This window comes from Kitasatospora sp. NBC_01250 (genome assembly GCF_036226465.1).
Lineage (GTDB): Bacteria > Actinomycetota > Actinomycetes > Streptomycetales > Streptomycetaceae > Kitasatospora.
This window is the reverse complement of sequence record NZ_CP108476.1, coordinates 1,968,536-1,992,161: the sequence shown is the minus strand read 5'-3', so window position 1 is coordinate 1,992,161 and position 23,626 is coordinate 1,968,536. Positions and strand designations below refer to the sequence as shown.

20 protein-coding genes and 1 riboswitch are annotated in these 23,626 nt (G+C 71.5%); of the genes, 17 read left to right on the top strand and 3 right to left on the bottom strand.

Annotated features, from left to right (window positions below; all coding sequences use genetic code 11):
• The 3 genes from secF to OG500_RS07990 all read left to right on the top strand — a co-directional run bounded on the left by secF (window position 1) and on the right by OG500_RS07990 (window position 4,329).
• Window positions 1-1,137 carry a protein translocase subunit SecF gene (secF, locus tag OG500_RS08000; protein ID WP_327065716.1) on the top strand — a complete coding sequence of 379 codons (1,137 nt, stop codon included), beginning with the start codon at window positions 1-3 and terminating at the stop codon, window positions 1,135-1,137.
• 16 nt (window positions 1,138-1,153) lie between these two features.
• Window positions 1,154-1,705: an adenine phosphoribosyltransferase gene (locus OG500_RS07995; RefSeq protein ID WP_327065715.1), complete on the top strand. Its 552-nt coding sequence runs from the start codon at window positions 1,154-1,156 to the stop codon at window positions 1,703-1,705.
• Between the two features lie 152 nt (window positions 1,706-1,857).
• A complete protein-coding gene (locus OG500_RS07990; protein ID WP_442789119.1) occupies window positions 1,858-4,329 on the top strand; it encodes a RelA/SpoT family protein in 2,472 nt (823 codons plus the stop codon).
• 63 nt (window positions 4,330-4,392) lie between these two features.
• On the opposite strand, the gene OG500_RS07985 is transcribed toward OG500_RS07990, so the two are convergent.
• Together OG500_RS07985 and OG500_RS07980 are read right to left on the bottom strand one after the other, a co-directional pair.
• Window positions 4,393-5,622, bottom strand: a complete 1,230-nt coding sequence (locus tag OG500_RS07985; protein WP_329578112.1) for a DUF349 domain-containing protein — start codon at window positions 5,620-5,622, stop codon at window positions 4,393-4,395.
• A gap of 242 nt (window positions 5,623-5,864) precedes the next feature.
• The gene (locus tag OG500_RS07980) at window positions 5,865-6,674 is read right to left on the bottom strand and encodes a peptidylprolyl isomerase (RefSeq protein ID WP_327065713.1); all 810 of its coding nucleotides are present in this window, start codon (window positions 6,672-6,674) and stop codon (window positions 5,865-5,867) included.
• Window positions 6,675-6,927: 253 nt separating this feature from the next.
• On the opposite strand from OG500_RS07980, the gene OG500_RS07975 reads away from it, so the two are divergent.
• The 14 genes from OG500_RS07975 to OG500_RS07910 all read left to right on the top strand — a co-directional run bounded on the left by OG500_RS07975 (window position 6,928) and on the right by OG500_RS07910 (window position 23,144).
• Entirely contained in the window at window positions 6,928-7,650 is a 723-nt protein-coding gene (locus tag OG500_RS07975; protein ID WP_327065712.1) for an MBL fold metallo-hydrolase, read from the top strand.
• 11 nt (window positions 7,651-7,661) lie between these two features.
• Window positions 7,662-8,924 carry a histidine--tRNA ligase gene (gene hisS, locus OG500_RS07970; RefSeq protein ID WP_327065711.1) on the top strand — a complete coding sequence of 421 codons (1,263 nt, stop codon included), beginning with the start codon at window positions 7,662-7,664 and terminating at the stop codon, window positions 8,922-8,924.
• A complete protein-coding gene (gene aspS, locus OG500_RS07965) occupies window positions 8,921-10,693 on the top strand; it encodes an aspartate--tRNA ligase (protein ID WP_327065710.1) in 1,773 nt (590 codons plus the stop codon). The genes hisS and aspS overlap by 4 nt, the downstream gene beginning before the upstream one ends.
• Before the next feature lie 73 nt (window positions 10,694-10,766).
• On the top strand, window positions 10,767-11,285 hold the full coding sequence (locus OG500_RS07960; protein ID WP_329578109.1) for a GNAT family N-acetyltransferase: 519 nt from the start codon (window positions 10,767-10,769) through the stop codon (window positions 11,283-11,285).
• Between the two features lie 73 nt (window positions 11,286-11,358).
• Complete coding sequence (ppk2, locus tag OG500_RS07955; RefSeq protein WP_329578106.1) at window positions 11,359-12,219, top strand: polyphosphate kinase 2; 861 nt, start codon at window positions 11,359-11,361, stop codon at window positions 12,217-12,219.
• Between the two features lie 31 nt (window positions 12,220-12,250).
• Window positions 12,251-13,621, top strand: coding sequence for a replication-associated recombination protein A (locus tag OG500_RS07950; RefSeq protein ID WP_327065707.1), 1,371 nt, complete (start codon window positions 12,251-12,253; stop codon window positions 13,619-13,621).
• Between the two features lie 340 nt (window positions 13,622-13,961).
• Window positions 13,962-14,576, top strand: a complete 615-nt coding sequence (rpsD, locus tag OG500_RS07945; RefSeq protein WP_327065706.1) for a 30S ribosomal protein S4 — start codon at window positions 13,962-13,964, stop codon at window positions 14,574-14,576.
• Between the two features lie 187 nt (window positions 14,577-14,763).
• Complete coding sequence (locus OG500_RS07940) at window positions 14,764-15,240, top strand: DUF948 domain-containing protein (protein ID WP_327065705.1); 477 nt, start codon at window positions 14,764-14,766, stop codon at window positions 15,238-15,240.
• A gap of 6 nt (window positions 15,241-15,246) precedes the next feature.
• Complete coding sequence (locus OG500_RS07935) at window positions 15,247-15,633, top strand: DUF6167 family protein (protein WP_329578102.1); 387 nt, start codon at window positions 15,247-15,249, stop codon at window positions 15,631-15,633.
• Between the two features lie 15 nt (window positions 15,634-15,648).
• Complete coding sequence (alaS, locus tag OG500_RS07930; RefSeq protein WP_327065703.1) at window positions 15,649-18,318, top strand: alanine--tRNA ligase; 2,670 nt, start codon at window positions 15,649-15,651, stop codon at window positions 18,316-18,318.
• Window positions 18,318-18,806, top strand: a complete 489-nt coding sequence (gene ruvX, locus OG500_RS07925; protein WP_327065702.1) for a Holliday junction resolvase RuvX — start codon at window positions 18,318-18,320, stop codon at window positions 18,804-18,806. Before alaS ends, ruvX begins: the two co-directional genes overlap by 1 nt.
• Before the next feature lie 93 nt (window positions 18,807-18,899).
• On the top strand, window positions 18,900-20,123 hold the full coding sequence (mltG, locus tag OG500_RS07920) for an endolytic transglycosylase MltG (RefSeq protein ID WP_327065701.1): 1,224 nt from the start codon (window positions 18,900-18,902) through the stop codon (window positions 20,121-20,123).
• Window positions 20,124-20,314: 191 nt separating this feature from the next.
• Window positions 20,315-22,252 carry an endolytic transglycosylase MltG gene (gene mltG / locus OG500_RS07915; RefSeq protein ID WP_329578096.1) on the top strand — a complete coding sequence of 646 codons (1,938 nt, stop codon included), beginning with the start codon at window positions 20,315-20,317 and terminating at the stop codon, window positions 22,250-22,252.
• 49 nt (window positions 22,253-22,301) lie between these two features.
• Window positions 22,302-23,144, top strand: coding sequence for a shikimate dehydrogenase (locus OG500_RS07910; RefSeq protein WP_442907013.1), 843 nt, complete (start codon window positions 22,302-22,304; stop codon window positions 23,142-23,144).
• Between the two features lie 12 nt (window positions 23,145-23,156).
• On the opposite strand, the gene OG500_RS07905 is transcribed toward OG500_RS07910, so the two are convergent.
• Window positions 23,157-23,408, bottom strand: a complete 252-nt coding sequence (locus OG500_RS07905) for a CBU_0592 family membrane protein (protein ID WP_327065698.1) — start codon at window positions 23,406-23,408, stop codon at window positions 23,157-23,159.
• A 20-nt stretch (window positions 23,409-23,428) separates the two neighbouring features.
• Window positions 23,429-23,493, bottom strand: a riboswitch (guanidine-III (ykkC-III) riboswitch).
• Between the last annotated feature and the right edge of the window lie 133 nt (window positions 23,494-23,626).

Below are 23,626 nucleotides of genomic sequence, written 5' to 3'. Positions count from 1 at the left end.
GTGTCACGCTTCAGCAACCTCGGCCACCGTCTCTACCAGGGCGAGGTCAGCTTCGACTTCGTCGGCCGGCGCAAGCTCTGGTACAGCATCTCCGCGGTGATCGCCGCCGCGGCGCTGTTCGGCCTGACCGTGGTCGGCCTCAACCTGAGCATCGAGTTCAAGGGCGGCTCGGTCTACACGGTCAAGAAGCCCGGCCTGACGATCAGCCAGGCGCAGGACTCGGTCAACAAGATCGTCGGTGACTCGACCCCGCAGGTGCAGTCCACCGGTGACGGTCAGATCCGGATCCAGGTCAGCGCCAACGAGAAGATCCCCTCGGCCGAGGTCACCCAGAAGCTCGCCAGTGACCTGTCGATCCCCGAGGCGAACATCAACGCCCAGGTGGTCGGCCCGAGCTGGGGCCACCAGATCTCCCAGAAGGCGCTCACCGGCCTGGTCATCTTCATGATCCTGGTCACCGCCTACCTGGCGATCGCCTTCGAGTGGCGGATGGCGCTGGCCGCCCTGGTCGCGCTGCTCCACGACCTGGTGATCACCATCGGTGTCTACGCCCTGGTCGGCTTCGAGGTCAGCCCGGGTACGGTGATCGGCTTCCTGACGATCCTCGGTTACTCGCTCTACGACACGGTCGTCGTCTTCGACACCGTGCGCGAGAACACCAAGGGCATCGAGAAGCAGAACAAGCTCACCTACAGCGAGGCGGCCAACGCGGGCCTCAACCAGACCCTGGTCCGGTCGATCAACACCACCGTGGTCGCCCTGCTGCCGGTCGCGGCGCTGCTGTTCATCGGTGGCGGCCTGCTCGGCGCCGGCACCCTGAACGACATCTCGCTGGCCCTCTTCATCGGCCTCTCCGCCGGTGCCTACTCCTCGATCTGCGTCGCCACCCCGCTGCTCGCGCAGCTCAAGGAGCAGACCCCGGAGATGCGGGCGCTGGCCAAGCGGGTCGCGCAGCGGCGCTCGGCCGACGCCAAGGCGGCGGCCAAGGCCGCCGAGGCGGGCGAGGCGCCGCTGGACGACGCTGACGACGAGTCGGCGCAGGGTCAGGCGGCCGGCGTCGCGGCGGGTATGGTCGGACAGCGCAACCAGCCGGTCAGTCGCGCCCGCGGCAAGGGCCGACCGTCCGGCAAGCACTGACGACCAAAGGACTCCTGTGACCTCCGCTGACACCGCCTTGACCGAGCTGCTCAACAGCCGGATCAAGGACGTGCCCGACTACCCGAAGCCCGGGGTGCTGTTCAAGGACATCGCCCCGCTGCTGGCCGACGCCGAGGCGTTCGCCGCGCTCACCCGGGCGCTGGCGGACCGGGCGCGGGAGCTGGGCGCGACCAAGGTGGTGGGCCTGGAGGCACGCGGGTTCGTGCTCGCGGCCCCGGCGGCGTTCGCCGCCGGGCTCGGCTTCGTGCCGATCCGCAAGAAGGGCAAGCTGCCCGGCGAGGTCTTCGAGCAGTCCTACGACCTGGAGTACGGCTCGGCCACCCTGGAGGTGCAGTGCGACGCCTTCGCGCCCGGTGAGCGGGTGCTGGTGGTGGACGACGTGCTGGCCACCGGCGGCACCATCGCGGCCTCGCTCGACCTGGTGCAGCGCGCCGGGGCGACGCTGGTGGGCGTGGTGGTGCTGATGGAGCTGGGCTTCCTGGACGGCCGCGAGCGGCTCTCCACCCACCTGGCCGGTGCTCCGCTGGAGACGCTGATCACGGTGTGAGCGGCGCGCTCGGGCACGAGCGCCGGACGGCTTCGGGAGCGGTGACCGCCTGTGCGGTCACCGCTCCCGGCATGTCAGGCACGGGCGGCGGAACACCCGCGGGTCACGCTCGGTACCATGAAGGTTCAACCGGTGCGTACCGAGGAGTGTCTTTGCCCGACGAGGTAGTGCCCACGGCCGCAGCCCAGGACGGCCAGCCGGCCGGCCAACCGCCGGCGGGCGACAAGCCCGCGCCCGCCGGGGCCACTCCGATGCGCCCGGCGGCGTCCCCGTCCGGCCTGGCCCGCGCGGTCACCCCCGCCCTGCGCCAGGCCTCCTCCTCCGGCGGCATGCGGGCCCGCCTGGCCCGCTTCGGCGGTCAGCGCCAAGCGGTGCTCAACCCGGTCCTGGAGCCGCTCTTCCGGACCATCCGGGCGGGCGACCCGAAGGCCGACCCGGCGCTGCTGCGCGACATCGAGCGCGCCTACGCGGTCGCCGAGCGCTGGCACCGCGGCCAGAAGCGCAAGAGCGGCGACCCGTACATCACCCATCCGCTGGCGGTCGCCACCATCCTGGCCGAGCTCGGGATGGACGCGCCGACCCTGATGGCCGGCCTGCTGCACGACACCGTCGAGGACACCGACTACGGCCTGGAGACCCTGCGCCAGGACTTCGGCGACTCGGTCGCCCTGCTGGTCGACGGCGTCACCAAGCTGGACAAGGTCAAGTTCGGCGAGGCCGCGCAAGCGGAAACGGTTCGCAAGATGGTCGTCGCGATGGCCAAGGACCCCCGGGTCCTGGTGATCAAGCTCGCCGACCGGCTGCACAACATGCGCACCATGCGCTACCTCAAGCGGGAGAAGCAGGAGAAGAAGGCCCGCGAGACGCTGGAGATCTACGCCCCGCTGGCGCACCGGCTGGGCATGAACACCATCAAGTGGGAGCTGGAGGACCTGGCCTTCGCCATCCTCTACCCGAAGATGTACGACGAGATCGTGCGCCTGGTGGCCGAGCGCGCCCCCAAGCGGGACGAGTACCTGGCCACCGTGATCGACCAGGTCCAGGGCGACCTGCGCGGCGCCCGGATCTCCGCCTCGGTGACCGGTCGGCCGAAGCACTACTACTCGGTCTACCAGAAGATGATCGTCCGAGGCCGCGACTTCGCCGAGATCTACGACCTGGTGGGCATCCGGGTCCTGGTCGACACCGTCCGCGACTGCTACGCGGCGCTCGGCACCATCCACGCGCGGTGGAACCCGGTCCCCGGCCGGTTCAAGGACTACATCGCGATGCCCAAGTTCAACATGTACCAGTCGCTGCACACCACGGTGATCGGTCCCGGCGGCAAGCCGGTCGAGCTGCAGATCCGCACCTTCGACATGCACCGCCGCGCCGAGTACGGCATCGCCGCGCACTGGAAGTACAAGCAGCGCGCGGTGGCCGGTGCCTCCAAGGTGCGCACCGACACCCCGGCCCAGGTCCGCAAGGACGACAAGGCCGGCGCGGTCAACGAGATGGCCTGGCTGCGCCAGCTGCTGGACTGGCAGAAGGAGACCGAGGACCCGAGCGAGTTCCTCGAGTCGCTGCGCTTCGACCTGTCCAACAACGAGGTCTTCGTCTTCACCCCCAAGGGCGACGTGATAGCGCTGCCCGCGGGCGCCACCCCGGTGGACTTCGCCTTCGCGGTGCACACCGAGGTCGGTTACCGCTGCATAGGGGCCCGGGTCAACGGGCGTCTGGTGCCGCTGGAGTCGACGCTGGAGAACGGCGACCTGGTGGAGGTCTTCACCTCCAAGGCCGAGGGCGCCGGGCCGTCCCGCGACTGGCTCGGCTTCGTCAAGTCGCCGCGCGCCCGGAACAAGATCAAGGCGTGGTTCTCCAAGGAGCGCCGCGAGGAGGCGATCGAGCAGGGCAAGGAGTCGATCGCCCGTGCGATGCGCAAGCAGGGCCTGCCGATCCAGCGGATCCTGACCGGCGACTCGCTGGTCACCCTGGCGCACGAGATGCGCTACCCGGACATCTCCTCGCTCTACGCGGCGATCGGCGAGGGCCACGTCTCGGCGCAGTCGATCGTGCAGAAGCTGGTCCAGGCGCTCGGCGGCGAGGAGGGCGCCACCGAGGAGTTCGCCGAGACCGCCACCGTGCCGACCCAGGACGGCCGCGCGGCGCGCCGTCGGCGGGCCAAGGGCGACCCCGGGGTCATCGTCAAGGGCGTGGACGACGTCTGGGTCAAGCTGTCGCGCTGCTGCACCCCGGTGCCGGGCGACCCGATCGTCGGCTTCGTCACCCGGGGCAACGGCGTCTCGGTGCACCGGGCGGACTGCGTCAACGTGGACTCGCTGACCCAGCAGCCGGAGCGCATGATCGAGGTCGAGTGGGCGCCGACCCAGTCCTCGGTCTTCCTGGTGGCCATCCAGGTGGAGGCGCTGGACCGCTCGCGGCTGCTCTCGGACGTCACCCGGGTGCTCTCCGACCAGCACGTCAACATCCTGTCGGCGGCCGTGCAGACCTCCCGGGACCGGGTGGCGATGAGCCGGTTCACCTTCGAGATGGGCGACCCCAAGCACCTGGGGCACGTGCTCAAGGCGGTGCGCGGGGTGGAGGGCGTCTACGACGTCTACCGGGTCACCTCGGCCCGCAAGTAGTCCATGCGAGAGGGGCCCCGCCGTTCAGTCGAACGGCGGGGCCCCTCCCGTGTCGGCGGCGGATCAGCCGCTGAACTCCTCCAGGCTCTTCAGCGCCTGGTCCAGCAGCGCCTGGCGGCCGGCCAGCTCGTTCTCCAGCTTCTTGGCCTTGGCCTCGTTGCCGGCCGCGCGGGCCTTGTCCAGGTCGGCCTTGAGCTTGTCGACCGCGCCCTGCAGCAGCCCGGTCATGCCGGCCGCGCGGGCCTTGGCCTCCGGGTTGGAGCGCTGCCACTCGGCCTCCTCGGCCTCGCGGATGGCCCGCTCGACCGTGTTCAGCCGGGCGTCCAGCTTCGGCCGGGCGTCGCGCGGCACGTGGCCGATCGCCTCCCAGCGCTCGTTGACCTCGCGCAGCGCCGCCTTGGCCGCCTTGAGGTCGGTGATCGGCAGGATCGCCTCGGCCTCCAGCAGCAGGGCCTCCTTGAGCTTCTGGTTCTCACCCTGCTCGGCGTCGCGCTCGGTGAAGATCGCCGAGCGGGCCTGGAAGAAGACGTCCTGGGCGCCGCGGAACCGCGCCCACAGCTCGTCCTCGGCGTCGCGCTGGGCGCGGCCCGCGGCCTTCCACTGCGCCATCAGGTCGCGGTAGCGGGCGGCGGTGTCACCCCAGTCGGTCGAGTCCGACAGCGACTCGGCCTCGGCGACCAGCCGCTCCTTGACCGCCCGGGCCTGGTCGCGCTCGGCGTCCAGTGCCGCGAAGTGCGCCTTGCGGTGCTTGGAGAAGACCGACCGGGCGTGCGAGAACCGGTGCCACAGCTCGTCGTCGCTCTTGCGGTCCAGCCGCGGCAGGCCCTTCCAGATGTCCACCAGCGCGCGCAGCCGGTCGCCGGCCTCCCGCCACTGGGTGGACTCGGCGAGCTGCTCGGCCTCGGCGACCAGTGCCTCCTTGGCCGTGCGGGTCTCGTCGGCCGCCTTGGCGCGAGCCGCCTTCCGCTCCACCTGGCGCGACTCGATCTCGCCGGCCAGGGTGTCCAGCCGGTGGGCGAGCGCGGCCAGGTCGCCGACCGCGTGCGCCTCGGTCACCTGGGCGCGCAGGTGGTCCAGCGCGGTCTGCGCCTCCTTGGCGGCCAGGTCCGTCTTGCGCACCCGGTGCTCCAGCAGGCCGATCTCGGCCGCCAGACCCTGGTACTTGCGCTCGAAGTAGGCGAGAGCCTCCTCGGGGGAGCCCGCCTGCCAGGAGCCGACGACGCGTTCGCCCTCGGCGGTCCTGACGTAGACGGTCCCCTGCTCGTCGACACGGCCCCACGGGTCGCTGCTCACAGCGCCTCCTCCACATGACGGTTCGCCCACGGCTCGGTGGTGCGGATCCGTCGTCCACAGTTGAATGTGCGGCGGACCGATGGTCCGCCGTCCCCGCCCGCCCGATCGGTTCGGCTGCCGAGGGTGACGGCGAGCGGGTCAGGGCACCCTATACAACAGCAACATAGGCGACCAGGCCCGGTGCTGTCCGCATCCGGGCCGGGCCAATTCACGCGCCGATCGCTTCGGGCTCACGACACCGGTCAGGCCTTGGTCGCGGTCACCGAGTTGAGCACGACGTTCGCGTTCGGCGCACCGTCGCCGCCACCGCCCTGGACACCGCCGGCGGCGATGTTGTTCAGCACGTCCATACCGCCGGTGATCTTGCCGAACGGGGTGTAGCTGGGCGGCAGCTGGGTGTCCTTGTAGACCAGGAAGAACTGGCTGCCGTTGGTGTTCGCGCCCGCGTTGGCCATCGCCACGGTGCCGGCCGGGTAGGTGGCGCCGCTCAGGTTCTCGTCCGTGAACGAGTAGCCGGGGGTGCCGCTGCCGGTGCCGGTGGGGTCGCCGCACTGCAGGACGTAGATGCCCTGGGTGGTCAGGCGGTGGCACTTGGTGTGGTCGAAGTAGTTCTGACCGGCCAGGAAGACAAAGGAGTTGACCGTGTGCGGGGCCTTGGACGGGTCCAGCTCCAGGTTCACGGCGCCGCAGCTGGTGTTCAGCGTGACGTCGTACTTGGCGTTGGTGTCCACCGACATGGCCGGCTCGGTCTTCCACTGCTTGCCGTTCGGCGAGCCCGCCGCCGGGGTGCTGCAGCCCTTGACCGCCACCGGGCTGGCCGCCGGCGCGGTGGCCGGCTGGCTGGGTGCCGACTGCGCGTCGGTCTTCTTGGCGTCGGACTTGAACGCACCGCCCGCCCAGGCACCGCCGGCCGCGAGCACCACCACGGCCAGTGCGGCACCGAGAATGGCGTTGCGGCGCTTGGCCTTGGCCACGGCCTCGGCGCGGTTCTTCTGCTGCCGCTCGTACTTCTCGCGGGCGAGCTGCCGTCGCCGCTGTTCGCTGCTGACCACCGGCCGTGTCTCCTCTATCGCACCGAATGTGGATGTTCGGGGGATCATCGCATCCACCGGCCGCCAAGTGTAGGGACCTTGTCTGTAAGCACGCGGTCAAGTGGCCCGATGGACGTAGCAGGGCGGCCCGCCGAGGGGGGATCTGGTTCGCTACCGACCCCTTACCGCCGGTAGGCTGCACCGGGAGACTCTTCCGCCCGACCTGCAGAGCCACCCGAACGATCCCGCCGACCCCCGCCTGAGAAGGACTGCCGTGTTCATCGCCGGATTTCCCGCCGGAGCGTGGGGCACCAACTGCTACCTCGTGGCGCCGGCCGCCGGCGAGGAGTGCGTGATCGTCGACCCGGGGATGGACGCCACCGAGGGTGTCGAGGCGATGATCCGCGAGCACCGGCTGAAGCCGGTCGCGGTGGTGCTCACCCACGGCCACATCGACCACGTGGCCTCGGTGATGCCGATCTGCGGCGCCAAGGGCGTGCCGGCCTGGATCCACCCCGACGACCGGTTCATGCTGACCGACCCGGAGAAGGCGCTGGGCCGCTCGCTCGGCGCGCAGCTGCTGGGCGAGCTGACCATCGGCGAGCCGGACGACGTGCGGGAGCTGACCGACGGCTCGGTGCTGGAGCTGGCCGGCCTCGAGCTCACCGTCGACCACGCGCCCGGCCATACCAAGGGGTCGGTGACGTTCCGGACGCCTGCCACCGAAGAGATCCCGCCGGTTCTCTTCTCGGGCGACCTGCTCTTCGCCGGCTCCATCGGGCGCACGGACCTGCCCGGCGGCGACCACGACGCGATCATGCGCTCGCTGGCCCGGGTGTGCCTGCCCCTCGACGACGCCACCGTGGTCCTGTCCGGCCACGGCACCCAGACCACCATCGGCCGCGAGCGCGCCACCAACCCCTACCTCAGGCAAGCGGCGGGGGCGATCCCCCAGGCGGGCGGCGCAGCTCCCGCGGCCGTGCGACGAGGAATGTGACGGAAGACCAGTTGAGCACCTTCACCGCCCCCAAGGGCACCTACGACCTGCTGCCGCCCAGCTCCGCGACCTTCCTGGCCGTGCGCCAGGCGCTGGCCGCACCGCTGCGCCGGGCCGGCTACGGCTACATCGAGACCCCGGTCTTCGAGGACGTCAAGCTCTTCTCCCGCGGCGTCGGTGAGTCCACCGACATCGTCACCAAGGAGATGTTCACCCTCACCAAGCGCGGCAAGGAGGACCTCGCGCTGCGTCCCGAGGGCACCGCCTCGGTGGTCCGCGCGGTGCTCGAGGGCAACCTGCACAAGCTCGGCAACCTGCCGGTCAAGGTCTGGTACTCGGGCAACTTCTACCGCTACGAGCGGCCGCAGAAGGGCCGTTACCGGCAGTTCTCCCAGGTCGGCGCCGAGGCGCTGGGCGCCGAGGACCCCGCGCTGGACGCCGAGCTGATCATCCTGGCCGACGACGCGTTCCGCTCGCTGGGCCTGCGCGAGTACCGGCTGCTGCTCAACAGCCTGGGCGACAAGCAGTGTCGCCCGGTCTACCGCGCCGCGCTGCAGGAGTTCCTGCGCGGCCTGGACCTGGACGAGGACACCCGCAACCGGGCGGAGATCAACCCGCTGCGGGTGCTGGACGACAAGCGCGAGGCCGTGCAGGCCCAGCTGACCGGCGCCCCGCTGCTGCGCGACTTCCTCTGCGAGGACTGCAAGGCCTACGACGAGCAGGTCCGCGCGCTGCTGACCGCGGCCGGCGTGGCCTTCGTCGACGACCCCAAGCTGGTCCGCGGGCTGGACTACTACACCCGCACCACCTTCGAGTTCGTCCACAACGGCCTGGGCGCGCAGTCCGCGATCGGCGGCGGTGGCCGCTACGACGGCCTGTCCGAGATGCTCGGCGGCCCCGCGCTGCCCTCGGTCGGCTGGGGCCTGGGCGTGGACCGGATCTACCTCGCGCTGGAGGCCGAGGGCGTCGAGCTCGACGTGCCCGCCACCACCTCGGTGTACGCGGTGGCCCTCGGCGAGGAGGCCAAGAACGTGCTCTTCGCCAAGGTGACCGAGCTGCGCCGGGCCGGGGTGGCCACCGACCTCGCTTTCGGCGTCAAGGGCATCAAGAACGCCATGAAGTCCGCCGACCGCTCCGGGGCCCGCTTCGCCCTGGTCGCCGGTGACCGTGATCTCGCCGAAGGGGTCGTCCAGCTCAAGGACATGACCACCGGCGAGCAGAACCCGGTCGCACTCGAAGCACTCGTCACCACCCTGAAGGAGAAGCAGCTGTGATCCGCACGCACGACGCGGGCACCCTCCGCGCGGAGCACGCCGGAGCGACCGTCACCCTGGCCGGCTGGGTCGCTCGCCGCCGCGACCACGGCGGGGTGGCCTTCATCGACCTGCGCGACGCCTCCGGCACTGTGCAGGTCGTGGTCCGCGACCTGGAGTCGGTGCACGGCCTGCGCGCCGAGTACTGCGTCAAGGTGGTCGGTGACGTCCGGGTCCGCCCCGAGGGCAACGAGAACCCGGACATCCCGACCGGTGCGGTCGAGGTCGTGGTCAGCGCGATCGAGGTGCTCTCCGAGGCCGCGCCGCTGCCCTTCCAGGTCGCCGAGTACGAGCCCGGCACGGTCAACGAGGAGGTCCGGCTGCGCTACCGCTACCTGGACCTGCGCCGTGAGGGCCCGGCCCGCGCGCTGCGGCTGCGCTCGAAGGTGAACAACATCATCCGCCGGGTGATGGAGGAGAACGACTTCCTCGACATCGAGACGCCGTACCTGACCCGCTCCACCCCCGAGGGTGCCCGCGACTTCCTGGTCCCGGTCCGCCTGCAGCCCGGTCACTGGTACGCCCTGCCGCAGTCGCCGCAGCTCTTCAAGCAGCTGCTCATGGTGGCCGGCATGGAGCGGTACTACCAGATCGCCCGCTGCTTCCGCGACGAGGACTTCCGCGCCGACCGGCAGCCGGAGTTCACCCAGCTGGACATCGAGGCCTCGTTCGTCGACCAGGAGGACATCCTGGCCCTCGGCGAGAAGCTGGTCGCCGCCGTCTGGCGCGAGGTGCACGGGTACGAGATCCCCAACCCGCTGCCCCGGATGAGCTACGCGGACGCCATGAGCCGCTACGGCTCCGACAAGCCGGACGTCCGCTTCGGCCAGGAACTCACCGACCTCACCGAGTACTTCAAGGGCACCGAGTTCCGGGTCTTCCAGGCGCCGTACGTCGGCGCCGTGGTGATGCCCGGCGGCGCCTCGCAGCCGCGCAAGGCGCTGGACGCCTGGCAGGACTGGGCCAAGGCGCGCGGCGCCCGCGGCCTGGCCTACGTGATCATCGACGCGGAGACCGGCGAGCTGCGCGGCCCGGTGGCCAAGAACCTCTCGGCCGAGCACCTGGCGGGCCTGGCGGACGCGGTCGGCGCCAAGAACGGCGACGCGGTCTTCTTCGCGGCCGGCAAGGCCACCGCCTCGCAGGAGCTGCTGGGCGCCGCCCGTCTGGAGATCGGCCGCCGCTGCGAGCTGATCGACGAGTCCCAGTGGGCCTTCCTCTGGGTCGTCGACTTCCCGATGTTCGAGCCGATCGAGGACGACAAGGGCGTCTTCCAGGGCTGGCACGCGGTGCACCACCCGTTCACCGCGCCCACCGCCGAGTCGCTGGCGACCTTCGACACCGACCCGGGCAGCGCCCTGTCCAACGCCTACGACCTGGTGCTCAACGGCTCGGAGCTGGGCGGCGGTTCGATCCGTATCCACCAGCGGGACGTGCAGAAGCGGGCCTTCGACGCGATCGGGCTCTCCGAGGAGGAGGCGCAGTCGCAGTTCGGCTTCCTGCTCGACGCCTTCAACTACGGCCCGCCGCCGCACGGCGGGGTGGCCTTCGGCCTGGACCGGATCGTCACGCTGCTGGGCGGCTACGACACGATCCGCGACGTCATCGCCTTCCCGAAGACGTCCACCGGTGGCGACCCGCTGACCGGGGCGCCGACCCCGATCACCCCGGCCCAGCGCCGCGAGGCCGGTGTCGACGCCAAGCCGAAGTCCGAGGCTCCGCAGGAGTCCTGACATCTGATCAGCCATCTCCGGCCGGTGTGCACCTCGCGCACCGGCCGGAGTGCGTTCCACGAAGGGGTGGGCCGTGAAAGTACGCACCAGAGTCGAGGAGCCCGCGGACGCGCCCGCCGTCAGACGGGTGCACATGGCAGCCTTCCCCGGCCCCGAGGAGGCCGACCTGGTGGACGCGCTGCGCCGGGACCCGGCCTGGCTGCCGGGCCTGTCCGTGGTGGCCGTCGACGGCGGCGGGCTGGTGGTGGCGCACGCGCTCCTCACCCGGCTGAGGGTCGGCCGGGGCAAGGGCCTGGCGCTGGCCCCGGTCGCGGTGGCGCCCGAGTGCCAGCGCCGCGGGGTCGGCGAGCGGGTGGTGCGGGCCGCGCTGGAGTTCGCCGAGGAGGCGGGGGAGCGGCTGGTCGTGGTGCTCGGCGACCCCGCCTACTACGGCCGGTTCGGGTTCACCCCGGCGGCCCGGCACGGGGTCACCGGGCCGTTCGAGGTCCCGGAGGAGGTCTTCCAGGTGCTGCCGCTGACGGCCTACGACGGCAACCCGCGCGGGCACTGCGGCTACCCCGAGCCGTTCGAGGCGGCGGCCGTCGGGAGCTGATCCCGAGCTGCGGAGCCCGGCGAGCGGCCCTAATGTGAAAGGTCGTCAGCTCCGCTCCCCGGGAGGCGCCGCCATGTCCGACCAGCCCGCCAGGCAGCCGCGTCTTGCCAAGGCGCCCTATGAGACCGAACTGCTCAGGCTGCAGAACGAGTTGGTGAAGCTGCAGGAGTGGGTGCGGGTCGAGGGGGTGCGCCTCGTGGTGGTCTTCGAGGGGCGCGATGCGGCGGGCAAGGGCGGCGTCATCAAACGGGTGACCGAGTACCTCAACCCGCGCGTGGCCCGGATCGCCGCGCTGCCCGCCCCCACCGAGCGCCAGCGCGGCCAGTGGTACTTCCAGCGCTACGTGGAGCAGCTGCCGGCGAAGGGCGAGATCGTCCTGTTCGACCGCAGCTGGTACAACCGGGCCGGGGTGGAGAAGGTGATGGGCTTCTGCACCGACGAGGAGTACTGGCAGTTCCTGCACCAGTGCCCGACCTTCGAGCGGATGCTCATCGAGGCCGGCATCGAGCTGCGCAAGTACTGGTTCTCGGTCAGCGACACCGAGCAGGAGCGCCGGTTCCAGTCCCGGCTGGACGACCCGATGCGGCGCTGGAAGCTCTCCCCGATGGACACCGAGTCGATCAGCCGGTGGGAGGACTACTCGCGGGCCAAGGACGAGATGTTCGTCTACACCGACATCCCCGAGTCGCCGTGGAACGTGGTGGAGAGCGACGACAAGCGCCGGGCCCGGATCAACATGATCGCCCACCTGCTCTCCACGCTCCCCTACACCGACGTCACCAAGCCGCCCGTCGCCCTGCCCCCGCGCCCGGCCTCCAAGGGCTACCAGCGTCCCCCGCGCGATCTGCAGAAGTACGTCCCGGACCACGCCGCCGCGCTGCGCGAGGTCAAGCTCCCGACGGGCCGGCGCAAGCACAAGCACAAGCACGACTGAGCCTGTCGGTCCACTCGCATAGGGTGGCGGGGTGGACGAACCGGACCTCTTCACCGCAGCCGCCGAGGACCGCCAGGCGCAGGAGCCCGGGCGCGCCCCGCTGGCGGTGCGGATGCGCCCGCGCACCCTGGACGAGGTGGCCGGGCAGCGCCACCTGCTGGCCGACGGCTCACCGCTGCGGCGGCTGGTGGCCGGCTCGCGCGGGCCGGCGGCGACCAGCTCGGTGATCCTCTGGGGGCCGCCCGGCACGGGCAAGACCACCCTCGCGCACGTGATCAGCCAGGCCGTGGAGGGCCGCTTCGTCGAGCTGTCCGCGATCACCGCCGGGGTCAAGGAGGTGCGCGCGGTGATCGAGGGCGCGCGCCGCGCGGTGGGCATGAGCGGCAAGGAGACGGTGCTCTTCCTGGACGAGATCCACCGCTTCTCCAAGGCCCAGCAGGACTCGTTGCTGCCCGCCGTGGAGAACCGCTGGGTCACCCTGATCGCCGCCACCACCGAGAACCCGTACTTCTCGGTGATCTCCCCGCTGCTCTCCCGCTCCCTGCTGCTGACCCTGCAGTCGCTCACCGACGAGGACATCCGCGCCCTGCTGCGCCGCGCGGCGGCCGACGAGCGCGGCCTGGCCGGCAGCGTGGTCCTCGGCCAGGAGGCCGAGGACCACCTGGTGCGCCTGGCCGGCGGCGACGCCCGGCGGGCGCTGACCACGCTGGAGGCGGCGGCCGGGGCCGCGCTGGAGCAGGGCGAGGCCGAGCTCACCCTGGCCACCACCGAGACCGCCGTCAACCAGGCCGCGGTGCGGTACGACAAGGACGGCGACCAGCACTACGACGTGGCCAGTGCGCTGATCAAGTCGATCCGGGGCAGCGACGTGGACGCCACCCTGCACTACCTGGCCCGGATGATCGAGGCGGGGGAGGACCCGCGGTTCATCGCCCGGCGCCTGATGATCTCCGCCAGCGAGGACATCGGCCTGGCCGACCCGACCGCGCTGCCCACCGCCGTCGCGGCGGCCCAGGCGGTGGCGCTGATCGGGTTCCCCGAGGCCCGGATCATCCTCTCCCAGGCCGCCATCGCGCTGGCCCTCGCGCCCAAGTCCAACGCCGCCTACCTGGCCATCGACGCGGCGCTGGCCGACGTGCGCCAGGGCCTGGCCGGCGCCGTTCCGCCGCACCTGCGCGACGGCCACTACGCCGGCGCCGCCAAGCTGGGCCACGCGCAGGGCTACCAGTACCCGCACGACCTGCCCGGCGGCATCGCCGCCCAGCAGTACGCGCCGGACACGGTGCACGGCAAGGCCTACTACCAGCCGACCCGGCACGGCGGCGAGGCCCGGTACGCGGACATCGTGGAGTGGACCAGGGCCCGCCTCAAGGGGGAGCGGCCCAAGCCCTCGGGTGAGTGAGCGGGCGGCCCTGCGGTCATCGGCCCGGTGATCAGCCGGTATACTCGGCCGAAGTGCCTTGTTCCGGGTCCGGCAGCCGTACGGCTGACCGGCCGCACCAGCGGGACAACGGCCCGCGGCTTCCCCTGCGGGAGCCGCCAGGAGCGTCGCGCACCTTCACAGGTGTCGCGGGCGGCCCGTCGCCTTCACCGGATGACGCAGCCGCGCGTGTGCATGCACGTCAGTGCCCGGCCTCGGAGAGCGGCTGACCACCCCTGGTGGTTTTTCTCCGGACCGCGAGAGGCGACCTCCGTCAACACCTGGTGAAGCCGTATTCGCACACTGAAAGAGGTTTGGTTCCATGGCGAACCAGAAGCGTCCCAAGGTCAAGATCGCGCGTGCTCTTGGCGTGCCGCTGACCCCGAAGTCCGTCAAGTACTTCGAGGCCCGCCCGTACCCGCCCGGCCAGCACGGCCGTGGCCGCAAGCAGAACTCGGACTACAAGGTCCGTCTGCTCGAGAAGCAGCGTCTGCGCGCCCAGTACGACCTGAGCGAGAAGCAGATGGCCCGCGCGTTCGACCGCGCGAAGAAGGCCGAGGGCAAGACCGGTGAGGCGCTGGTCGCCGAGCTCGAGACCCGTCTCGACTCGCTGGTGCTGCGTTCGGGCATCGCCCGGACCATCTACCAGGCCCGCCAGATGGTCGTGCACGGTCACATCGAGGTCAACGGCGGCAAGGTCAACAAGCCGTCGTTCCAGATGAAGCCGGGCTACGTCGTCACGGTCAAGGAGAAGTCCAAGGAGAAGGTCCCGTTCCAGGTCGCCCGTGAGGGTGGCTACGCGGGTGAGGGCCAGACCCCGAAGTACCTCGAGGTCAACCTCAAGGCCCTGGCCTTCCGCCTGGACCGCGCCCCGCAGCGTCGTGAGGTCCCCGTGATCTGCGACGAGCAGCTGGTCGTCGAGTACTACTCGCGCTGACCCGCGAGCCCGGTACCCCGGTACCGGGGCGGGAGCCCCCGCGGCCTTCGGGCCGCGGGGGCTTTCGCGTTCCCGGCCCGGCCCCTCGGCCGGCCCGGTACGACCCGCGCGGCCAGCGCTTTATCCGGTCCGACCACGGTCCGCGGCGCGATAGGGTTCCACTCTGAGGAGTGAAGGGAGCACGCGGGTGTCCGTGGGAGAGCTGGCCGGCCTACTGGTTGCCGTGGGCTGGGTCGTGCTGGTCACCCTGCTCGCCGTCGTCCTGGTCCGCCTGTCCAAGGTGTTGCGCGAGGCCACCGTGCTGGTCTCGGCCGTCACCGAGCAGGCCGTCCCGTTGCTCTCCGACGCCAGCGCCGCCGTGCGCAGCGCCCAGGAGCAGCTGGAGCGGGTCGACGACATCACCGCCAACGTGCAGGACGCCGCCGCCAACGCCAACGCGCTCTCCTCCACCGTGGCCGCCACCCTGGGCGGACCGCTGGTCAAGATGGCGGCGTTCAGCTACGGCGTGCGCAAGGCCGTCGGCCGCCAGCAGGCCGGGCTGACCGTGCCCGCGCAGAGCAGCGAGCGCGAGGCGCTGGCCCAGCTGATCCGTGCCGAGGTGCGGGCCGCCACCGCCCCCAGGGGCGGGCTGCTCTCCCGCGTCCGGCGAGCCGTGAAGGGCTGATGCACCGTGGTACGTCGCATCTTCTGGATGACGGTCGGCGCCGGCGCCGCCGTCTGGGCCATGAACAAGGCCAACGAGGCCACCCGCCGGCTCACCCCTGACAGCCTCTCGGGCGCCGCCGCCCGCAGCGCGCTGCACCTGGGCGACACGGCCAAGCGCTTCGCCCTGGAGGTCCGGGCCGGCATGGCCGAGCGCGAGGAGCAGCTGCGGGCCGACCTCGGCCTGGACGGCACCGCGGTGGTCGAGCCACCCGCCCGCCGCGCGGCGCGAGCTATCGAGGCGGCACCGGGCCCAGGCCAGGTCGCCGCCCTGCCCCCGTCGCGCGTCATCACCCCCTATGTCATCGCGTCAACGCCCCGTCAGCTCGAGCAGCGCCGGGACAAGCACCCTTAACCGGAAGGACCACTCATGGAGTCGGCAGAGATCCGCCGCCGCTGGCTGCGCTTCTTCGAGGAGCGCGGCCACACCGTCGTTCCGTCGGCGTCCCTGGTCGCCGACGACCCCACCCTGCTGCTGGTCAACGCCGGCATGGTGCCGTTCAAGCCGTACTTCCTGGGCGAGGTCAAGCCCCAGTTCTCCCGTGCCACCAGTGTCCAGAAGTGCGTGCGCACGCTGGACATCGAGGAGGTCGGCAAGACCACCCGGCACGGCTCGTTCTTCCAGATGTGCGGCAACTTCTCCTTCGGCGACTACTTCAAGGAAGGGGCCATCAAGTTCGCTTGGGAGCTGCTCACTTCCTCCGTCGCGGACGGCGGCTACGGCCTGGAGAAGGAGAAGCTCTGGATCACCGTCTACAAGGACGACGACGAGGCCGAGCAGATCTGGCGGGACGTCATCGGCGTGCCCTCGGAGCGCATCCAGCGCCTGGGCATGAAGGACAACTTCTGGTCGATGGGCGTGCCGGGACCGTGCGGCCCCTGCTCGGAGATCAACTACGACCGCGGCCCCGCCTACGGCGAGGAGGGCGGCCCGGCCGTCAACGGCGAGCGCTACCTGGAGATCTGGAACCTGGTCTTCATGCAGTACGAGCGCGGCCACGGTGACGGCAAGGACGGTTTCGAGATCCTCGGCGACCTGCCGAGCAAGAACATCGACACCGGTCTCGGCCTGGAGCGCCTGGCCGCGATCCTGCAGGGCGTCGACAACCTCTTCGAGATCGACACCAGCCGCCTGATCCTGGACCGGGCCGCCGAGCTGACCGGCCACACCTACGGCGCCGACCACAAGTCCGACGTCTCGCTGCGCGTGGTCACCGACCACATCCGCACCGCCGTGATGCTGATCGGCGACGGCGTCACCCCGGGCAACGAGGGCCGCGGCTACGTGCTGCGCCGCATCCTGCGCCGCGCGATCCGCAACATGCGCCTGCTCGGTGCCACCGCCCCGGTGGCCAAGGAGCTGGTCGACATCACCATCGAGGCGATGTCCCCGCAGTACCCCGTGCTGGAGACGGACCGCAAGCGGATCGACACCGTCGCCGTCGCCGAGGAGTCCGCCTTCCTGCAGACCCTGCGCAGCGGCACCCAGCTGCTGGACGCCGCGGTCACCGAGACCAAGCAGGCCGGCCACGCCGCGCTCAGCGGTGAGCAGGCGTTCAAGCTGCACGACACCTACGGCTTCCCGATCGACCTCACCCTGGAGATGGCCGAGGAGCAGGGTCTGGCCGTCGACGAGGCCGGCTTCCGCCGCCTGATGCAGGAGCAGCGCGACCGCGCCAAGGCCGACGCCAAGGCCAAGAAGATGGGCCACGCGGACGTGGCCGCCTACCGCGAGGTGGCGGACCGGTCCGGCGCCTCCGTCTTCACCGGCTACAACAGCACCGAGGGCGAGGCCACCGTCGTCGGCCTGCTGGTGAACGGCGCCCCGGCGCCGGCCGCCACCGAGGGCGACGAGGTCGAGATCATCCTCGACCGCACCCCCTTCTACGCCGAGGGCGGCGGCCAGCTCGCCGACCACGGCCGGATCCGGCTCGACTCGGGTGCCGTCGTCGAGGTCCGCGACGTCCAGCAGCCGGTGCCCGGGGTGGTCGTGCACTCCGGCGGGGTGCTCTTCGGTGAGGTGGTGCTCGGGGCCTCGGCCTACGCCACCATCGACATCGAGCGCCGCCGCGCGGTCTCCCGCGCCCACAGCGCCACCCACCTGACCCACCAGGCGCTGCGCGACGCGCTCGGCCCCACGGCCGCCCAGGCCGGTTCGGAGAACGCCCCCGGCCGCTTCCGCTTCGACTTCGGCTCGCCGGCCGCCGTCCCCGGCACCGTGCTGACCGACGTCGAGCAGAAGATCAACGAGGTGCTGACCCGCGAACTCGACGTCACCGCCGAGGTGATGACGATGGACGAGGCCCGCAAGCAGGGCGCCATCGCGATGTTCGGCGAGAAGTACGGCGACTCGGTGCGCGTGGTCACCATCGGCGACTTCTCCAAGGAGCTGTGCGGTGGTACGCACGTCGGCAACACCGCCCAGCTGGGCCTGGTGAAGCTGCTCGGCGAGTCCTCGATCGGCTCCGGCGTGCGCCGGGTCGAGGCGCTGGTCGGCGTGGACGCCTACAAGTTCCTGGCCCGTGAGCACACCGTGGTGGCCCAGCTGACCGAACTGGTCAAGGGCCGTCCGGAGGAGCTGCCGGAGAAGATCTCCGGGATGCTCACCAAGCTCAAGGACGCCGAGAAGGAGATCGAGAAGTTCCGCGCCGAGAAGGTGCTGGCCGCGGCTGCCGGTCTGGCCCAGGGCGCCGAGGACGTCCGGGGCGTGGCCCTGGTCGCCGCCCGGGTCGCCGACGGCACCGGCGCGGACGAGCTGCGCAAGCTGGTCCTGGACGTGCGCGGCCGCCTGGGCTCGCGCCCGGCCGTGGTCGCCGCGTTCACCGTGGTGAACGACCGTCCGCTCACCGTGATCGCCACCAACGAGGACGCCCGCTCGCGCGGCGTCAAGGCCGGCGAGCTGGTGCGCGCCGCCGCCAAGACCCTCGGCGGCGGCGGTGGCGGCAAGGACGACGTGGCCCAGGGCGGCGGCACCGACCCGGCCGCCGTCGGCGCGGCCATCGAGGCCGTGCGCGCCCTGGTCGCGGAGCGCGCCGCCTGATGGAGCCGCAACTCCAGGAGCCCAAGCCCTGGCGCCGGGGCCGGCGGATCGCCGTCGACGTCGGTGACGCCCGGATCGGGGTCGCCTCCTGCGACCCCGACGGGCTGATCGCCACGCCCGTGGAGACGGTCCCCGCCGGGGGCCGTTCCCAGGGGCGGCTCAAGGCCATCGTCGAGGAGTACGACGCCATCGAGGTGGTGGTCGGCCTGCCGCGCTCGCTGAGCGGCAAGGAGGGCCCGGCGGCTGCGAAGGTCCGCGGCTACGCGGGCCGGCTGGCCGCGCTGCTCGCCCCGGTGCCGGTGCGGCTGGTGGACGAGCGGATGACCACGGTGACCGCGGCCCAGGGCATGCGCGCCGCGGGCGTGAAGGCCAAGAAGGGCCGGTCGGCGATCGACCAGGCCGCGGCCGTGGTGATCCTGCAGAGTGCCCTGGAGGCTGAACGAGTGAGCGGTCGGCCGCCCGGTGAGAGTGTCGCACCAGTCAGCTGATCACTCTTCCTAATGTGTGCTCAGGGGCCCGCCCGGACGCGTCCGGGCGGGCCTCCTCGCTGACCGGGCAAGGGCACACAAGGGGCAGAGGCGATGGACCAGGACGCGGTGCCCGGGCTGAGCCCGGGTCATCTCGGGGCCCCGGCCTTCGAGCCGGCCCCGGCTCCCGACGACCTGTGCACCGGAGCCGACCCCGCCGACGAGCTGCCCGCCGAACCGCCGTCGAAGCACCCCGACCGCACCGGTCTGGCCTGCGGGCTCACCCTGCTGCTGCTCGCGCTGCTGGCCGGCGGCACGCTGCTGGGCCTGCGGGCCGTGTTCGTCCACTCGGGGCCGACCCGCCCGGCCGACTACGCGGGAGGCGGCCACGGGACCGTGATCCAGATCTCGGTGCCGACCGGCGCCAGCCTCACCCGGATCGGCCAGATCCTGCAGCAGAACCAGGTGGTGGCCAGCGTCAAGGCGTTCACCTCCGCCGCGGCCAACAGCACCGCCAGGATCCAGCCCGGCACCTACGCGCTGCGCCGCCGGATGTCGGCCGGCGCCGCGCTGGGGGTGCTCGGCAACCCGGCCAACGCCAATGCGCTGACCATCCCGGAGGGCCGTCGGGCCAGCCAGGTCTACACCGCCATCGACCAGCGGCTGAACCTGCCGCCCGGCACCGCCCAGCACACCGCCGAGCAGCACCTGGCCGACCTCAACCTGCCGGACTACGCGGGCGGCAACCCGGAGGGTCTCTTCTACCCCTCCACCTACAGCGTGACCGGCGACACCACGGCGCTCGGCCTGCTCCAGCAGATGGTGGCCCGGGCCGGCCACGAGTTCGGCGCCGACGACCTCGACCACCCCGAGATCAGCGGGCTGACCGGTTACCAGGCGCTGGTGGTGGCCAGTCTGGTGCAGGGCGAGTCGGACAACCCGGACGACATGGCGAAGGTGGCCCGGGTCATCTACAACCGGCTGGCCCGCTCGATGCCGCTCCAACTGGACTCCACCATCAACTACGCGCTGGGCCGCACCACCCTGCACACCACGGTGAGCGACACCCAGCTCGACTCGCCGTTCAACACCTACCGGGTGCCCGGCCTGCCGCCGACCCCGATCGACAACCCCGGGCACGACGCGATCCAGGCCGCGCTGAACCCGGCGCCGGGGGACTGGATCTATTTCGTCACAGTGCGCCCCGGCGACACCAGGTTCACCGACAGTGAGCAGCAGCAGCGCAAGAACGTCGACGAGTTCAACGCCTACCAGGCCCGGCACTCCGCCTCCCCCAGCCCCAGCGGTGCCGTTCCGCCCCCACTGAGCGGGCACTGACGGGCCGTCGGCCGCGGCGCTGAGGCGCGGTCGGGGCCTGACGCGGCGATGAGGGAACAGGGAGTACCGTGCGGTACGGTAACGTCTCCCCTCAGCCGTCGCGCTAGCACGCCGGTTCGAGGTACTGCCGGGACGCCGTCCCGGACGGCCGGTCCGATCAACCGTCCGTCTCCGTCGGCCTAAGGGATTTCATGACTGATCTGGGTCGGGGCTACGGCTCCCAGCCGTGGCACGCCACCGAGCCCGGCTACGGTGAGCAGCCGGCGCAGGCCGCCACTGCCGGTGAGTCGGAGTACCTCCCGCAGGATCCGTACGGGCAGCAGAACCACCAGTACCAGGTGCAGGGCCAGGAGCAGTACGGGCAGCAGCAGGCCTACGTGCCGCAGGACCCGTACTCCCAGCAGCAGTGGCAGCAGCAGGCCTTCCAGCAGCAGTACCCGCAGCAGCAGGGCTACCCGCAGCAGGGTGGCTACGTCCAGCAGACCGGCTACCCGCAGCAGGCCGAGTACCAGCAGCAGGGCCACCCGCAGCAGGACGGCGGCTACCAGCAGGTGCCGCAGCAGTACGTCTCGCAGCAGTTCGACACCGGTCAGTTCGCGACCGGGCCGTTCGACACCGGGCAGTTCCCCCAGCAGCAGCAGTTCGCCGGTCAGCAGCAGGGCTTCCAGCAGCAGCCGCCCCAGCAACAGGCCGTCCCCCAGCAGGTCGCCCAGCCCCAGCCCCAGCCGCAGGCCCAGCCCCAGCCCCAGCGGACCGCGCCGCAGCAGGCGCCGCGGCCCGCGGGGCCGGGGCCGGACGGCATCGACTGGGAGGCCGAGGCCGCCGCGCTGGAGGCCGGCGCGCACCCGGGTGCCGCGGCCCGGCAGGCCGCCGAGGGCGAGGAGAGCGCCGAGGGCGAGGGCACCGAGGGCGAGTACGCCGACGATGAGTACGAGGAGTACCCCGAGGACGGCGAGCACACCGAGGACGACTTCGCCGAGGAGGGGCACGAGGGCTTCCTCGGCCCGCAGGACCTCAGCCAGGAGGCCGAGGCCGAGCGCAAGGCCAAGGGCAAGAAGTCCGGACGCCGCAACGGCGGCGCCTGCCTGCTGGTGGCCCTGGTGCTGCTCGGCGGCCTGGGCGGCGCCGGGTGGTGGGGCTACGGCTTCTACCAGAGCACCTTCGGCCCGCCGCCGGACTTCACGGGCGCCGGCACCGGCAAGGTCCAGATCCAGATCCAGGACGGTGCCTCGGCCGGCGACATGGGGCAGGTGCTGCAGAAGGCCGGCGTGGTCAAGAGCGTGGGCGCCTTCAACAACGCCTACACCAAGGCGAACAAGACCATCCAGCCCGGCTACTACTCGATGCAGCTGCAGATGTCAGGCGACGCGGCGGTGGCGCTGATGGTCAGCGAGGCCGGCGGTGACTCGCTGATCGTCCCCGAGGGCAAGAAGTCCTCGGACATCTACGCGATGATCGACACCAAGCTGAAGCTCTCCCCGGGCACCACCGCGAACGCGGCCAAGGCGAACGCGGCCAACCTCGGCCTGCCCGCCTACGCGAACAACAACCCCGAGGGCTTCCTGTGGCCGACCAAGTACTCGGTGGCCCAGGGCATGAAGCCGGAGGACCTGCTCAAGCAGATGGTGAGCAACGCCCTGGCCGAGTACAGCCAGCTCAACCTGGACACGGCGGCCCAGAGCGTCGGCCTGAAGAACGCCTACGACGTGGTCAACGAGGCGAGCATCCTGCAGGCGGAGGGCAACAACGTCGCCGACTTCGGCAAGATGGCCCGGGTCATCAGCAACCGGCTCGCGTCCAACGACATGCACCACGCGCTCGGCATGGACACCACGCTGCAGTACGCGCTGGGCACCAAGACCCTGACCTATGCGCAGATCCACGACGGGTCGAACAAGTACAACAGCTACATCAACCCGGGCCTGCCGCCGACCCCGATCTCCAACCCGGGCGAGGACGCGATCAAGGCGGTGCTCAACCCGACGCCGGGCGACTGGACGTACTTCCTCGCGATGACCCCGACGAACACGGTGTTCTACAACAACAGGGGAGACTTCTCGGCGGGCGTGAAGCAGTACTGCACCGCGCACGGACAGGCCTTCGACGCCAGCGACACCACCTGCAAGTAGCGGGCGCGCGGCGGCCGGTAGGTTGGTCCGGCTCTGTCCGGCAGGAAAGGTGACCAGGCTCGTGACCATCCACCACCGCGCGGCCGTGCTCGGCTCGCCCATCGCGCACTCGCTCTCCCCGGTGCTGCACAACGCCGCCTACCGGGCGTTGGGGCTGGACGCCTGGGAGTACGGCCGCTTCGAACTGGACGAGGCCGGGCTGCCGGGTTTCCTGGCCGGCCTCGAACCGGGCGGCTGGGCCGGCTTCTCGCTGACCATGCCGCTGAAGCGGGCGGTGATCGGGCTGCTGGACGAGGTGAGCGAGACCGCCCTTGCGGTGGACGCGGTGAACACCCTGGTCCTCGAGGCCGACGGCCGGCGCACCGGTGACAACACCGACGTGCCGGGCCTGGTCGCGGCGCTGCGCGAGCGCGGCATCGAGCAGGTGCCCGCGGCGGCGGTGCTGGGCGCCGGTGCCACCGCCTCCTCCGCGCTGGCCGCGCTGGCCCGGCTCGGCGCCGAGCAGGTGACCGTCTACCTGCGCAGCCCGGAGCGGGCGCGGCAGATGCGGGAGCTGGGGGAGCGGCTGGGGGTGGCGGTGCGCACCGCCGACTGGGCGCGCGGCGCCGAGGCGCTGGCCGGCCCGCTGACCGTCTCCACCACCCCGGTGGGCGCCACCGACGGCTTCGCGGACGGGCTCACCGCCACCCCGGGCGCCCTGTTCGACGTGCTCTACCACCCCTGGCCGACCGCGCTCGCCGCCGCCTGCGCCGAGCGCGGTGCCACCGTGCTCGGCGGTCTCGACCTGCTGGTCCATCAGGCGGTGCTGCAGTGCGAGCGGTTCACCGGGATCACCCCGGGGCCGCTGGCGGCGATGCGGGCGGCGGGCGAGGCGGCGCTGGCCGGGCGTTAGGGCCCTCGGGCCTCAGTGCTGCGCGCCCGGCTCCCGGCCGCGCAGCACGGCCACCAGGCCGAGCAGTGAGACCACCGCCCAGACGCCCTCCAGCAGCAGGAACCCCCACTGCGAGGTCAGCGCGGCCTGGGTGGCCAGGATCGCCGAGCCGCACAGGTTCAGCAGCAGGTAGCCGCGCGAGCGCGCGTCGAGCTTGCCCCACTGGGCGAGTGCGAACGGGATCAGGATGAGAATCGAGCCGAAGATCTGCACGGCCTGTTCCATGACGGGGACCCCTCCACGGGTCTGCGTCGTCTTGTCGGTCCGGGTACGGCGCGTCTCGTCCGGTGGCCGCCGGGAAGCGGTCGAACACCATTGTGCCTGATCAAACGCGGGACGGACATGTCCGCTCCCCGGACCGTGGCCCGCGTGCGGGCGAGGTCGTGAAAGGATTCACCGCAGGGCTCGCCGCACGGGCCCGCAGACCGAACCCCGGCCCGGAG

Bases quoted from the DNA above. Each gene is read 5' to 3' on its own strand.
- ppk2 (WP_329578106.1), top strand. From the start codon at position 11,359: ATGTCCGACCAGCCCGCCAGGCAGCCGCGTCTTGCCAAGGCGCCCTAT.
- rpsD (WP_327065706.1), top strand. From the start codon at position 13,962: ATGGCGAACCAGAAGCGTCCCAAGGTCAAGATCGCGCGTGCTCTTGGC.
- alaS (WP_327065703.1), top strand. From the start codon at position 15,649: ATGGAGTCGGCAGAGATCCGCCGCCGCTGGCTGCGCTTCTTCGAGGAG.
- ruvX (WP_327065702.1), top strand. From the start codon at position 18,318: ATGGAGCCGCAACTCCAGGAGCCCAAGCCCTGGCGCCGGGGCCGGCGG.
- mltG (WP_327065701.1), top strand. From the start codon at position 18,900: ATGGACCAGGACGCGGTGCCCGGGCTGAGCCCGGGTCATCTCGGGGCC.
- mltG (WP_329578096.1), top strand. From the start codon at position 20,315: ATGACTGATCTGGGTCGGGGCTACGGCTCCCAGCCGTGGCACGCCACC.
- OG500_RS07905 (WP_327065698.1), bottom strand. From the start codon at position 23,408: ATGGAACAGGCCGTGCAGATCTTCGGCTCGATTCTCATCCTGATCCCG.